Consider the following 14,104-nt stretch of genomic DNA (forward strand, 5'->3'; position numbering starts at 1 on the left):
CCGATGTCCGTCACTGTCGTCGTTCGCCCGAAAACGGACTTCGAAGCGGCCCCAGCGCCTCTTCCTATAGTTCGAGGGGGTAAATCGATCAAAACGCTATTCAGCGCCGGTATGGGATCATATCGATACCGTTTTTCGGCCGAGTCGTGACAGCCCAGTCTAACTCGATCGGAGGCTCCGTGTCGAGTTCCAGATCGTACTCTTGTAGAACTTTTGCCAGAATCAATTTCGATTCGACTTCTGCGAACCCTTGGCCCAGACAGCGGCGCGGACCCATGGCAAACGGCACATAGCCGTACTCGTGATCGCACGGATTGCTTTCTTTCATCCACCGATCTGGGTCGAACGCGTAGGGGTCGTCCCACACGCGTGGATTACGCTGAATCCCCCACTGGAAGACGATGACTGGTCTGCCTGCGGAGATGTGGTAGCCGCTGAGTTCATCGTCGTTGAGCGGCTCTCTGTTCACGCTGTACGCCGGCGAATACAATCGCAATACTTCTTTGAAAACGGCATCGAGGTACTCTAAATTCGGCAGATCATCCGGTGACGGCTCCTGACCGTCGATCTCTTCGTCGAATTCGTTTCGGAGCCTTCGTACCACTTTCGGATGACGTGCCAGAAGATAGAGCGAAAACGTCAGCCCCTGTGCCGTCGTTTCGTGACCGGCAAAGAGCATCGTTTTGACCTTTTCCCGTAGCACGTTGTGGTTGATATTTCGGTCCACTTGGTCTCGCATGTCGAGACTCCGAGTGATGAGATCGTCGGCGTCGTCGTCGGCCAACTTGCGAGTTCGAATGATTTCGTCGGCAATCGAATCCAACGTCTCAACAGCGTTCTGATACCGTCGATTCTGTGGTGTTGGAACCCACTCCGGAACGGATACGCCCATAGAGTTCCTGAATAGATGGCTAGTCGCGACTTTCAGGTTGTGTCCGATGGATTCGCCATACTCACTGGCATCCCAGTTGAAAACCGCCTTACACACTACTCGAATAGTCAGCGCCATCATCTCTTTGTGAATATCGACGACTTCCCCATCGTTCCATGACGCCGTCATTTCTTCCGTGTATTCCATTATATGGGGGCCGATAGACTTCGCCTTTCCTTTAGAAATAAGCGGTGTGAGGACGTCTCGCTGGTGTTGCCAGAGGTCGTCCTCGCTACTCAATATGTCCTCTCCCCAGAAATTTTCGAAGACTTTCTTTTGCCTCTCGGACTTCATATAATTGTCGTTGTTGTCGTGGAATATGCGTTGGGCATCGTCTGGATTACGCGTGATGTAGTATTCGGACCCAAACATTTCCATTTTGAGTATGTCCCCGTGCTCTTGGCACATTTTGTTCAAGAATCGGACTGGATCGTTCGCTCCGACAAAGGTAAGTGCATTTCCGATGACGGGATGTCCGTCGGGCTGTGGCGGTTCGGGGAGAGCACTCGAATTCGAATTACTAAGTGCCATGAAAGTGCTATTGTGCTCATAAAATAAAAACCTATTCGTATAATAAATGTGCTTAGCAATATAAAATAAATACTGAGACGATAGGATTCATAGTAGCGAGATCCGTAGCCGAGTAAACTCTGAAGGGAGATCTACCACTGATCTCTAGGAAATAGAACGTCTACGTCAAGACGAGGATCGGTCCGAGGATCCCGAGCTATCTCCGGTGTGTTTTCCAGTCTCTGAACAGAAACTCGAACCGGTGGCTCTTGTGATGATTTCAGCGCAGAACGTGAGCTACGAGTTGTCGATGAGAGGGAATACTCTGCTAAGAACGTTGTACAAAACCGGAGTAACGGTTGAGTAGGGTAGCTCACCCGGGTTGTGATGCACCGAGAGGGCTATCCTCCCGGTGTGGGGCGGTTACCCCCACGAAACTGCATCGATAGCAGTGACCATTTTCAGTGTGTCCTGCTGGGGCCAGATATCCACGAGTTTCCCGTTGGAGGTTCTGTGGATGTTGTTTCCTCGGAGTTCAATCTCGGCACCCGTTCCACCATCGATCTCGTTCGGAAGCCATTCGCCCTCGTGCGTGGCAGTCATGGTCCACCGGACTGCGACAAGATCATCCTCGGTGAAGATATCGTGGATGGTGAATTCGGCGTCGGGCCATGCACTGTTGAACGATTCCGCGAACCATCGCGCACCTTCACGCCCCTGTTTATCGCTCGCACCGAGGCTTTCGGGGCCGTGGAACGTACAATCCTCTGCGATTATTTCGTCGATTACGTCGGGGTTGTTCTCGTTGAACACTTCGACAAACCATCGCTCTGTCGCTTCGAGGGCTGAATCAGCTTCTGACATGATCCATTCTCTAGTACTACGTTAATAATTAAAAGTTTTTCTATAGTTAATATATTGTTGAAGCGGTAGTAATCTCGGAGGTTGCTGAGACATCCATTCGCGGGAGGGTCGGGGTTCGTCCGAACCCGAAAAGCGGCACCGAAGAAACTCGTCGCTCGGCCGCACTTTACTTATAGCCCTCGCTGATTAGATGGTAGATCATTACCATCTTCATTCCCTCGAGGAGTTCGTCGAGGTCAACTGAGGCGGCCGTTAGCTCGTTGTCCGTGAGTTCTTCGTACGACGAGATCCACCGATCCATCAACTCGGTTTCGACCTCGCTGTGACGAATCGCCTCGATCGCGGATTCGGGCCGTTCTCTGAGGTCCTCCGGCTCGACGATTCCGTCTCGCAGCGCCCAGACGACGACTCCCGACGAGAAGTCACCTTCCCGAATTTCGCGTTCCCATGTAGAGACCCAGTTTCCGATCCGTGCCAATCGTTGGATCTTCCAGAGGAGTTCCCGGAGCGGTGCGAGATCGCTTCGTTCGAATGTCGGCGAAGCCATCAGATCGATGCCGATGTACGGAAAGACGACCATGTTATGGGGGCCGTAATGAATGGCACCGCTCCGTGTCGCCGTTTCCGGCTGTTCGATAAGAAGCCGTGAGTAGTCTATCGAATTAATAGACTGCCTCGTGTCGTAACGGAAGAGTTCGGTAAACTCGTCGGCACGTGGCGCGTCGTGAATCTCTCGACGTAACTCATCCCAAACGTTCCGTGCCATAGACACCGATGCCGAGTCGACACCGTCAGTAGTGACAGTCTCGTCAGGAAACGGAATCTTTCGCGCCTGTCTGAATGTCGTCCGATCGTGATTTACCTCTGCGATGTCGTCGAGGATCGTGATGAACATCGTGAAGAGGGTCTTTCGCGTCCGTGTGGCCTCGAACAGTTCCTCGGATACGGTATCTAGCGTACAGTATGGGAACAATTCGTAGATCCACTTCCAGACGAATTCGTTTCGGATTCCGATCCGGTCGTCGTACTCCGCCGCAAGTGACTCGACCGGCGATGGAAGCGTAGTGTTATTGATTCTGTCTATAACTGTGTCGGGATCTAGCGTATCAACCGCGTTCTCGTCGACAGAATCATATAAACATTCTAATAATACGGTTGGTGTCTTTCTATCAGCCTCCTCTAATTCATGTACATCCATAGTATTTATTACCCAGTAATGGATATAAATTTGATGGTAGTGTGTCAGTCTGTGACATAGTTGGTGCTGTTCTATAGGAGTGCCTGAAAGGCATTGCACACCTGATCGCGGGGCAGCGTCGCGATCAGTGTGTCACTCGTTTCAGCAGCTACCATAGCGACTCGACAGTTCCGTAATCTCGGTTCTCGAGCGCAAAAGACGAGGTGGGTGATGTGCACTAGCCCGTGTTGCCGGATATCCGACGATACCGGTGAATCTATAGTTCGGAAATTTGATGTTTGGCGCTCCGGTCCTGGAACGGCGTCGGATGTGTTCCAGCGAGCGTGAGGTTTGCGGTTAGGCGTCAGTTTGCATTCGTGAGGATCCGAAACCGGCTCGAATGCTCTCCTTGCGGCTACGGAACGGGAGTGACCGTCGGAGACTGGAACGGAATCGGTCGGAGACGACGTAAACCGAATCCCGGAAATCAGTACAGGACGGCACCGAGAAACGAACGTAACTGGGCCCATCCGTTCGTGCGAAGCGCTTGCGTGAAATTGCGGCGTGCGTTCGCTCGGAGATGGTACAGTTCGGCGGACGCGCGGGAGTCAATCCCGCGACCGTGACCGACGATGATTCGAGCAGGTTCGACATCAGCCAGCGGCTCTAACCATTTTCGCAATCGGACCAGCAGGTGCATTCCGATTCGCTCTTTCGCAACCGTGTACAGTGTCGCCGTTCCCAGAACGTCCGGCACGTAGAGCGTCCTATCTGATTTTCGGAACGCGATCCCCTCCCGCCAGCCCGGGAGTGGCTGACACCCATCTACGATAAAACCCGAGTTACCGAGTCGGGCGTCGTACCTCTCTATAGAGTGAGAAATGCGTGGTTCGACACGACTCATCCACGTCGGAAGGTAGACCGGGACATCATATCGATGTGCAAATATGTCGGCGTCACGAGAGTGGTAGTTCGAGAGGACAGCGACGCCAACTACGTCTCCGAGTTCGTCGATCTCTTCGTCGATCCCCGATGCGTCGATCGGATCGAAGAGCCAGACGCCGTCGTCACCCAGGAGTGCGTGACTCGCTCTTTGTGTCAACTCTTCTGGATGAGCGATCCATCCGAACCCCTCTGGCCATTGATCGATCACCTGATAGCGGTCCGAACGATTCCTTACGTACGGATCCATACTGATTTCTGTCGGCGTTTTTTCCTCCGACAGCTCATTCTGACAACAGGGGATTGAGGGCCGCTCTCAGCGAGAGGAACCCGAGCAAGCCCGTGGCTACTGCAACCAGTAACACACCGATTGTGAGAAAGATCGCAGAGCTCGGTAAAAATGTCGCCACGTCCCACAACAGTTCGCGTAAGTCATTGATGTTCTCGACGACAATATTCAGACCGAATTTCCACTGGCCGGGCATAATATTCAGTTCGGTACAACATGGTTTATATATTTTGGATTTGCGAACGAAGGTTCGCCAGTGAGGAGCCAAACCGGATCAAAACAGCGGCTATTCCGTCGATCAGTTTAACCTCGCTGGTGCCACCTTTGGGTAGTCAGAAGAACCCGCCAGGTAATCCGGTCAGGAAGTCGGCTCCGGCGACCACAATACCCATCAGGACGAACGATACGTCCCAGGAGATGCTGAGATATTCTGCCCACCCTTCGCGACAGAACAGGTACTCGGCGGTTGCTGTATAAACCAGTATCGGCAGCACCACGAGGACTGCGATTGGGGTTTCGACGGTGACGAGGAGATACGAAAGTACGAGTGCCGAAAGTATCTCGAGGCCGTACATGATCCGTCGAGTACCATCGATTCCGTACTTGATCGGAACCGAATCGACGTTGGCGGAAATGTCGCCGTGTATGTCGGGAACGTTCGCGACCTCCACGGACATGAACCATCTGACGAAAATGAACAGTCCGGCGGCAATAGCGGTGTCAAGTGGTACGTGATTGGTCGTGAGCGCGATAGGGAGCGCAACGACTTTCACTACCCACGCCCCGGCGACGATGAACGAATTGAGTACGAGCACTTGCTTCAAGCGTTTTATTTCCTTGAACGGAAGCCAGGCGCTCGAATAAACCAGCTGTGCGGTCAGCGGGATGAGACTGAGCAACCCAGCGACGAGGCTGCCGTAGTAGAACGCGATTCCGACGCCGACGAAGTGGAGGACAACGCTCAGAACCCCAATGAATCGATTCCAGCGGCGGGAGTACTGTGAGTTCCACGGTTGATTCACGAAGTCCTCTTCGCTGTCAGTGAGGTTGTTGATCCCATAGACCCCAAACGCTAGCAGCGGAGCGATACCGACGGCGGCGTTGAGTTGGATCGAAAGAAAGACGCTGATGACGTATACCTGTGCGATAGCTGCTAACGATACGATGAACGTTCCGTTTTTGAGAAATAACGATAACTGTTTGACTGTACTAACATCCTGGGCTAGAATTTCGTTTGTGTAACTCATTTCACGTTCACCCCTCGCTGTGACCGACAGCCGTCCGAGCGATCATCGTATTCTGCGGTCGTTCCCGTGTCGAGTACAGGCTTGACCGACCCGATTCGTCGATAGGGACCGTGGTAGCTGCCGCAATCGAGCGCCCGGTATTTCGGCTCAACTGCAACTCGACTCGAGGCTCGCTTTAGGATTTGATTTCTCCCCATCACATCTAAAATTTTATTGCGTTATAATATATGTGTTATGGTAAAGGAAAATGGAATGCAGCTCAGGGACCGATGGATTCTCCGAAGGCTTTAGCCGTGGGTAGCTCAACCTGCAGCAATTGAAGACGAGATACTGCTACGGGAAGGGTACTATTCTGAGATGTATTAATTAAATTTTAGTCTCTAGAATTTATACCTGCCCTGGATGACGCTATCGAAATTCGGGCGATATGACGGCAACCGCGTCGACGAGAGTGGTGGGAAGGCAGTCGTTCTCGGCGCGGGTATCGCCGGACTGTGCGTGGCCCGCGTGGTAGCCGATGCGTTCGATCAGGTCATCCTCGTCGAACGCGACTCGTTGCCTGAGAACGCGGTGAAACGCGGAGGTGTTCCTCAGAGCGCTCATCCACACGTGCTTTGGGAAGCGGGACGGGCGACGTTGGAGGACTTCTTCCCAGGGTACGGGGAAGAACTCGTCTCCGCCGGCGGGCTGTTCATCGACGTTACTACTGATTTCAATTATTACATCGAAGAGGGTTTCGTTGCAGACGGGCGAAGCAGCCTCCCGATGTACGCCGCGAGCCGGCCGCTCTTCGAACATCTCGTCCGCCGGCGTGTTGTTGCACGAGATGACGTAGAAGTATGGTCGAACTGCCAGTTCGTCGAGTACCTGCTCAGCGACGATGCAACGGCAGTCACGGGGGTGGTGGTTGAGGACGAATGTGGGCAAACTACACTATCCGCTGCTCTCGTCGCAGACGCCACCGGCCGCACGTCCCAGACACCCACATGGCTGGAAAACCACGGTTACCCATCGCCACCTGCCGAGGAGATTCGCGTTGACGTCTCTTACAACACGGTCGCGATCGAACGGCCGCCGACCGACCGCCGACTATTCGTCGTTTCTCCCTCCCCGTCCCGAACCTCTTACGGCGGACTCTTTCCCGTAGAGGACGGTCGGTGGCTTGCGATCCTCGGAGAGATGCATTCCGACGGGCCACCGCCGAACGCTGAGACGATCACGTCGATCGCCGAGAATCTCCCAATCCCTCACGTCGAGCGACTCCTCACTACCCAGCCGTGGATAGATCGCGAGGTCCGGAGTTACTTCTTCCCGTCGAACGTTCGCTGGCGTTACGAGGATATCGATTCGTTTCCCGACAATCTCGTCGTCGTCGGCGATGCGATAGCGAGCTTCAACCCTATTTACGCACAAGGCATGTCAGTGGCGGCGCTCGAAGCGCTACTGTTACACCACCTCCTCGCAGACGGGATACCTGACGACATCGGGCTTCGATTCTTCGAGCAGGTCACGGCGGTCGTCGATATCGCGTGGCAGTTGGCGGTCGACAGCGACCACCGGTTCCCCCAGACATCCGGTCCGTCGCCCAGAGGTTCCGGGTTCCGCAACCGATACCGTTCTCGAGTAATCCGTAGCGCTCACTCCGACCCGACGGTAGCTGACGCGTTCTATCGGGTACTCGCGATGCAACACTCCCCTACGTTACTGCTACGCCCTGGTATCTTGTGGCGTGTCTTGACGTAGACGTCGTTCAGTATCGCTACTTCGTCGCGACCACCATCGTTTCGGGGGTCGGAAGGTCCCGCACTTCCGTCTTCGAGAATCCCACCTCTCGAAGCCAGGTCTCACACTCCTGTGGCGTGTAATCGAAGCCATCCGCCGTCTCGACGAGCGTGTTCAGACTCACCAGCAGCCCCATCTCGTTTTCGCGACGTTCGTTATCGATCATGGTCCCGTAGACGAGGAGCACACCGCCCTCCGGCAGGGCCTCGTAGGCACGTTCGAGTATCTCTTTTTTACCAGATAGTCCCCAGTCGTGGATGATACGGCCCAAAATGAACACGTCGTGTTCCGGGAGGGGGTCCTCAAGGAAGTTACCGCCGTGAAACGAGACCCGGTCGTCCATTCCGCGTTCCGCGATGAACTCCATCGATATCGGTTCGAGTTTCGGAAGGTCGAACGCGGTCGCCTCTATATGGGGATTTTTCTCAGCGATTGTCACCGGCACCTGCCCCTCGGCAGTTCCGAGGTCACACACCGTCTCGTACTCTTCCCACTCGAAGGTTTCCGCGATAACGGTGGCGACCGCGAGACTGAATCCCGTCATCGAACTGGCGAACCGCTCGAGACGCTCGTCCGCTTCGTAGAGCGCGTTGAAATACTCGTCGTCGTCATCGAGGTCGACTTGAGGTTCCCCGGTTCGAACTGCGTCCGCGAGGTTCATCCACGCCGGATACATTCGATTGTTTCCCAGAGCGAGCGCATCTCCCACGTAGGTTTCCTTGTTCTGGTCGAGGTACAGATCGGCATCGGGCGCGTTTCGGTACAGTCCGTCGTCACGTTCGAGAAAGCCCAACGCGACGAGGGCATCGAGAAAATCGGCCGATGCTCGCGGATGGAGATCGAGCCGCTCTTCGAGCGCCTCTCGCGTCAGCGGTTCTTCCGCTAACTCGGTAAATACCCCCAGTTCGACGGCGGCAAAGAGCGCTTTTGATGCGAGGAATCTGAATCCCGTCTGAATGATACGATTCGGCGTGACGTCCCCAGACATAAACACAACAAATTATCGAAGCCATTAATAATTTACTGAAGTATATAATATTTACTTATACTATCGCTACATAATATGCAGAGCGCGATCCCACTCCCGCCTTCATCGAATAACTAGGTTGTCCCCTGATTATCTCGACGCATCGACGGACGTGTCGTGTGACCGATTCACTGTCTCTGTTACTAAGGCGGCGAAAACAGGAGGCCCGTAACGACCGCGCTCTCTCCCGTACGGTGGGGCCCGACTCGAGTCAGGAATGGTCCGTGAGTTCGACCGACGAGGGAGAGGGCTCCCGCTCACGGTCCGCGATTTGCGTCTTGCAGCCGAGTCGCCGTTTGTCGTTGACGAAGAAGGGCGTCGGAGCTACAGACGGCCTGCCGACAGGAACGACAGAAGTACGCGAGGAGTCGTACTCGTCGCGGGCGTACGTGACCGCGTCGAGGACGCCATCTCCTTCTCGAAGGGCACGTGGAAGTCGTCGAAGCGGTTTCTGCTTGTCCGCCACTTCGGGGGCATAGCGGAACAGTTGACGAGGGCCCTCCGTATTAGATCATCCCGTTCATCGTGAGTGCGACGTAGGTTCCCTGCGCGACGAGTCCGACGCTGACAACGACCAGCACTGCCAGAACGGCCTTCTTTTGCGTTCCCTCCAACCCCTGGTTGACCAGCGCGTTGTAGACGCCGTTGACACCGTGGAAGGTAGCGGTGATCAGGAACAACACCATTGTCAACAGGTACCCAACGTTTTGCATTCGGGCCTGAGTACCCAGGAAGCTTACCTCGTAGGCGTGGTTGACGAAGTGTAAGAGGAAGAAGTGGAAGGCGAGAACGACCACCAGAAACGCCGCCGTGACCCGCTGGAGGAACCAGCGCGTGCCGCCGGGCGTAAACGAGGAGTAGCGTTCCGCCATTAGAGCGTTACCCCCGCGAGGAAGGTCGGAACGCTCGCGACGGTGATCGCGCCCGTCAACACCAGCGAGGCGTAGAAACTCTTGTCCTGTGACTCGAGTCCGATCCCGAGATCAACCATCAGCAGGCGGAGGCCGTTCAGGATGTGGAAGACGGCCACCGCGAGCAAGCCGATCTCGAGCAGCCGGATCAGGAACAGGCCCTCGAGCCCCTGTAGCGTCGTGGTGTAGACGTCGTTTTGTGCTTGGATGACTCCGGTACTCTGACTTGATGCGCTGATAGACGTGCTCAGCACGGCGATGTGAGTGAACAGGTAGCCGATCAGGATCCACCCGGTGAACTTGTGGAGGATCCACGCCCACATGCCGGCCGAGAACTCCTTCCAGCGACCGAAGTCCTCGATGAGACCGCGATTGTAAGACTGACTCATGCGCTCGTGTGGACCGTTTGACCGGGGCGGTATAGAAGTTCCTCTTATCTCACTTCACCCGATTTCCCTCCCGCTGAATCGCTACAGAAAGAAATCAGTTCGAGCCACGGGCACCCGAACTCGTTCGGGAGGCAGCCACCGAGCGGGGGAACCCAGCGATCGGTCAGTCGTTTCGCCGGAGTTCCGACCGCGATCGCTCCGTCAGCCGCTCGCGCTCGAGGGCGGTGAGTGTATCCGGCGAGAGGCCGACGAGGTGACAGAGCGGGTTCCCCGGGTAGACGACGGGGTTCTCGAGGACGCCGACGATGAGACCGGTAAACGGTGCCTCGACGGTGACGATGTCCTCCTCCTCTTTGAACGGGTTCGTGATCGTACAGATGACTTCTCCCTCCTCGACGAGTGCACCGCGGCCGCGTTTCATGTCGACGATGCCGCCCGCGTCCGCGCGAAGCCATGTCTTCTCGTTGTCGTCGTCGATGACGGTTCGCCAGCCGGGCCAGTGGACCGAGGAGTCCCGATGGAGCCCGAACTCGGCGAGCACGCTCGCGACGCCGGTGAGTGCCTGATCGATCAGGCGTCGCTGGAACCGGTGGGCTTCGCCCATCTCGATGGTGATCGTGGGGATCCCGTCCTCGGTCGCTTCCCGGCGGAGCGTGCCCGAGGGCCCTTCGCCCGCGATGATGACGTTGGAGCTGAACGCCTTGGCGAGGCGGGCCACGTTGGAGCGCTCCATGTTCGCCCGGACGTGAATCATGTTTGTTCGCCCGCGCGTGGAGGTGTGGAAGTCGAGCCCGATGTCACAGGGTTCGATGAAGTTCGTGTAGATCTGGTGGGCCATCCGCCTGGCGCTGGTCGACCCTTCGCGGCCGGGGAACGATCGATTCAGATCCCGGTCGTAGATCGGCAGATACCGCTCCTGAGCGAGGAATCCGGGGACGTTCATCACGGGGAGGCAAACGAGCGTCCCGTGGAGAATCGAGTGATCCCAGTCGTGGGCGACCTCTCGGACGACCTCGATTCCGTTCAATTCGTCGCCGTGGGCCGCCGCGGAGAGGAACACGGTCGGTCCCGGTTGCTCGCCGTTGATCACCGTCACGGGAATTCTGACGGGATCGCCGAGATACGTTTCGCTGATCCCATAGCGGATGTTCGCCGACTCGCCGGGGTCGACTCGACCCCCGTTGTACGTGAACGCCTCCGCCATCGGTTCGGAGCTATCAGACTGATCGGGCGGCTCGCTCGCCGCGTTGTCGGTCATATACACTTCTCCGGGGCAACCACCGTGAATCTTCTCCCTCGAGTAGCTCCGAGAGTGGCCCGTTACGCGTGCTCGCATCGTCAACATGTCGGTTTTTCCGGAGAACGCCGCGTTCGATCGAACACCGGCAAGCAAAATCTGGGACTGTGGGCATACGTTTTGTATCTGGCAGTGTTACACTCACCCATGGAAATTCGAGAGGCCACCGACGCCGACGTCGAAGCGATTCGCTCGATCGCTCACGATTCGCTCAACTCCACGTACACGGCCTTCCTCGAGGAAGCGACCATCGACGATGCGATCGAGCAGTGGTACGGTGACTCCATCGCCGACGAACTCGCCGACGACCGGTCGCTCTTTCTGGTCGTCGAACGCGACGGCGAAATCGCCGGCTTCTCCCAGAGCGAACTCGTCGGCCAGCCGGCTCTCACCGGCCACCTCCTCTGGCTGCACGTCCACCCCGACCACCGCGACGGCGGAACGGGCGTGCGACTGCTCGTTCGCACTCGCGAGCGGTTGCTCGAGGAGGGCGCAACGGGGATCCAGTGTTTCGTCCTCGCGGACAACGAGGGCGGCAACGAGTTCTACCGAAATCACGGTTTCGAGCAGGCCGGCCAGCGCGAGGTCGAGATCGGCGACGAAACGTTTACCGAGAACGTCTACGTCGAGCGTGACCTCGAGGACGACGGCGAGTGGGGCGCGATTGACGAGCTCACGGTCGACGGCGAGACGATCTACGTGAGCTACGGAGAGGCCGCCCGCGGGAGTCGATCGCCGTTTTACACGGCCTACAAGAGCGAGGACCGACACGACCAGTACGCCTGGTTCTGTGGCAACTGCGACTCGATCGACAACGCGATGGACGCGATGGGCCGAATCGAGTGTAACAACTGCGGCAACCGGCGGAAAGCGACGCGGTGGGACTCGTCGTACCTGTAGGGTCGAGCCGCCACGTTCCCCCCCCTCTTTCTCGTCGTTCGGTGTGCCAGTTTCCCCCTCCGTACGGGCAGTTTACCTGCTGTACGGACGCCGTTCGGCTAGCTAGGTGAGGCTACGACCCAGTTCGCTCCCACTCGTACCGGGATTTCCCCGGTAGAACCGCCCGTTCGGTGGCCAGCCGTCCTCGGTCCTGTTACGTGTGCCTTCGCGCTGTTGTCCCCCCATTACAATTGATCGATCGCCCGATTCTACGAGTACGTTGGCCGCTTTCGACCGCTGCGTCGACAGTCACGAGTGTCCCATCGCCGAACTATGAACAGGGAGGACCACATCGTCGACGGCTTCAAAGCAACGCTCATTGCGCGCGCGACCTACATGCTCTCGAGCGCGCTCTTACTCTTCGTCCTGGCACGGTATCTGCTCGATCCGGACGGCTACGGCACGCTGTACTGGGCCATCGGCGTGTTGGCGATCGTCCGGCTGTTCGCGGATCTCGGGCTCTCGCGGTCCGTCGCGCGGTACATCTCCGAATACCGGGAGGAGGATCCCGGACAGGTACCACACCTGCTCAGGACGACGGTTACGGCGAAGCTCGTGTTGATCACGGTCGTCGGGTACGTGCTGGTGCTCTTCCACGAGCGGATCGCGCTCGCGCTCGGTGAGCCGGGAGCTGTCCCGTTTCTCGCAGCGGGAGCCCTCTATCTCCTGGCATTCTCCGCGAGCACGTTTTCGCAGGTCGCACTCCAGGGATTCAATCACCTCGGCTACAGCGCCATCGTTCAGGCCGTCAGCGGGATCGGCAGGCTCGTCTTCGCCGTCGCGTTCGTCCTCGCCGGCCTCGGCGCGCTCGGCGCGTTCTTCGGGTACATCGTCGGCTACGCCATCGCCGCAGCTATCGGAGTCGGAATCCTCTACTATGGATTCTACAGACGGTACGAGACGGCCGAGGAATACGAGGAGGGCCTCTCGCGCAGGCTGCTCGAGTACAGCGTCCCGCTGACGGCGACACAGAGCGCGAACGTCATCGACAAACAGATCGATATCGTTCTGGTCGGTTTCTTCATCAATCCCGCGGCGGTCGCGTTTTACACCCTCGCGAAGCAGATCACCGACTTCGTCCTCGCACCCGCCGAATCGCTCGGGTTTACGATCTCACCGAACTTCGGCGAACAGAAGGCCGCCGGGGAGCTCGAAAGCGCCCGGCAGATCTACCAAACCTCGCTGACGAACATCCTGTTGCTCTACATCCCCGCGGCGGTCGGCCTGGCGATCGTCGCGAGGCCGTTCCTGACGCTGGTCTTCGGAACCGACTACGCGACCGCGGTACCCGTGTTGCAGGTCCTCGCCGGGTTCGTCGTCTTACAGGCGATCACGAACCTGACGAGCGATAGCCTGGATTACCTGGGGCGCGCTCGAGCACGCGCGATAGCCAAAGGCGGGACGTCAATCGCCAACTTCGGGTTGAACGTGGTGTTGATTCCGACGATCGGGGTCGTCGGCGCCGCGATCGCTACGGTGGCGACACACTCGGTCTACGTGGCGGTCAACCTCTATATCGTCCACACCGAACTCGGCCTGAACGTCGCGCGGATCGCCCGCAGGACGGGACTTATCTGTGGGATCACTGGCGTGATGGCCGTCTCCGTACTCGTGGTGACGCCGTTGGTTTCGAACCTGCTCATGTTGTCCGGAGCGATCGCCGTCGGCGCGATCACCTGGGCCGTCCTGGCCGTGCTGAGCGGGTTGGTCGATCCGGGACAGGTTCGATCCGTCATCAGCTGACACATACGACGTATTACACTTACTCGGTGGGAGCAACTGTCACAACCGACCGAACT

Annotated in this window: 13 protein-coding genes and 1 pseudogene; 3 read left to right on the top strand and 11 right to left on the bottom strand. The window is 57.2% G+C overall.

Features of this window, described 5'->3' with window-relative positions:
* Positions 1-100: 100 nt before the first annotated feature.
* From CP557_RS02945 to CP557_RS02970, 6 genes are all read right to left on the bottom strand, one after another.
* Entirely contained in the window at positions 101-1,462 is a 1,362-nt protein-coding gene (locus tag CP557_RS02945; RefSeq protein WP_097378528.1) for a cytochrome P450, read from the bottom strand.
* Positions 1,463-1,864: 402 nt separating this feature from the next.
* Positions 1,865-2,305, bottom strand: coding sequence for an ester cyclase (locus CP557_RS02950; RefSeq protein WP_097378529.1), 441 nt, complete (start codon positions 2,303-2,305; stop codon positions 1,865-1,867).
* A gap of 166 nt (positions 2,306-2,471) precedes the next feature.
* Positions 2,472-3,602 (bottom strand): hypothetical protein, encoded by a 1,131-nt coding sequence (locus tag CP557_RS02955; RefSeq protein WP_143825021.1) that lies wholly within the window; start codon positions 3,600-3,602, stop codon positions 2,472-2,474.
* A gap of 367 nt (positions 3,603-3,969) precedes the next feature.
* On the bottom strand, positions 3,970-4,239 hold the full coding sequence (locus CP557_RS22875) for a hypothetical protein (RefSeq protein ID WP_245852876.1): 270 nt from the start codon (positions 4,237-4,239) through the stop codon (positions 3,970-3,972).
* A gap of 469 nt (positions 4,240-4,708) precedes the next feature.
* The gene (locus CP557_RS02965) at positions 4,709-4,909 is read right to left on the bottom strand and encodes a hypothetical protein (protein ID WP_097378532.1); all 201 of its coding nucleotides are present in this window, start codon (positions 4,907-4,909) and stop codon (positions 4,709-4,711) included.
* A 136-nt stretch (positions 4,910-5,045) separates the two neighbouring features.
* Entirely contained in the window at positions 5,046-5,960 is a 915-nt protein-coding gene (locus tag CP557_RS02970; protein WP_097378533.1) for a UbiA family prenyltransferase, read from the bottom strand.
* A 402-nt stretch (positions 5,961-6,362) separates the two neighbouring features.
* Here CP557_RS02970 and CP557_RS02975 point away from each other — a divergent pair, with 402 nt between their 5' ends.
* Positions 6,363-7,703: an NAD(P)/FAD-dependent oxidoreductase gene (locus CP557_RS02975; protein WP_097378534.1), complete on the top strand. Its 1,341-nt coding sequence runs from the start codon at positions 6,363-6,365 to the stop codon at positions 7,701-7,703.
* 16 nt (positions 7,704-7,719) lie between these two features.
* Here the strand turns inward: CP557_RS02975 and CP557_RS02980 are convergent, their stop codons facing one another.
* The 5 genes and pseudogenes from CP557_RS02980 to CP557_RS03000 form a co-directional block, all read right to left on the bottom strand.
* Positions 7,720-8,730 (bottom strand): methyltransferase, encoded by a 1,011-nt coding sequence (locus tag CP557_RS02980; protein ID WP_097378535.1) that lies wholly within the window; start codon positions 8,728-8,730, stop codon positions 7,720-7,722.
* Positions 8,731-8,989: 259 nt separating this feature from the next.
* Positions 8,990-9,259: pseudogene (locus CP557_RS22880) on the bottom strand (2Fe-2S iron-sulfur cluster-binding protein); the annotation flags it as partial.
* A gap of 16 nt (positions 9,260-9,275) precedes the next feature.
* Positions 9,276-9,641 carry a succinate dehydrogenase gene (locus tag CP557_RS02990; RefSeq protein ID WP_097378536.1) on the bottom strand — a complete coding sequence of 122 codons (366 nt, stop codon included), beginning with the start codon at positions 9,639-9,641 and terminating at the stop codon, positions 9,276-9,278.
* Entirely contained in the window at positions 9,641-10,069 is a 429-nt protein-coding gene (sdhC, locus tag CP557_RS02995; protein ID WP_097378537.1) for a succinate dehydrogenase, cytochrome b556 subunit, read from the bottom strand. The genes CP557_RS02990 and sdhC overlap by 1 nt, the downstream gene beginning before the upstream one ends.
* Positions 10,070-10,232: 163 nt before the next feature.
* A complete protein-coding gene (locus CP557_RS03000; RefSeq protein WP_097378538.1) occupies positions 10,233-11,327 on the bottom strand; it encodes a succinylglutamate desuccinylase/aspartoacylase family protein in 1,095 nt (364 codons plus the stop codon).
* 186 nt (positions 11,328-11,513) lie between these two features.
* Here CP557_RS03000 and CP557_RS03005 point away from each other — a divergent pair, with 186 nt between their 5' ends.
* Together CP557_RS03005 and CP557_RS03010 are read left to right on the top strand one after the other, a co-directional pair.
* The gene (locus CP557_RS03005; protein ID WP_097378539.1) at positions 11,514-12,266 is read left to right on the top strand and encodes a GNAT family N-acetyltransferase; all 753 of its coding nucleotides are present in this window, start codon (positions 11,514-11,516) and stop codon (positions 12,264-12,266) included.
* 312 nt (positions 12,267-12,578) lie between these two features.
* Positions 12,579-14,048 carry a flippase gene (locus tag CP557_RS03010; RefSeq protein WP_097378540.1) on the top strand — a complete coding sequence of 490 codons (1,470 nt, stop codon included), beginning with the start codon at positions 12,579-12,581 and terminating at the stop codon, positions 14,046-14,048.
* The last annotated feature ends 56 nt before the right edge of the window (positions 14,049-14,104 follow it).

This window comes from Natrinema ejinorense (assembly GCF_002494345.1).
GTDB classification, from domain to species: domain Archaea; phylum Halobacteriota; class Halobacteria; order Halobacteriales; family Natrialbaceae; genus Natrinema; species Natrinema longum.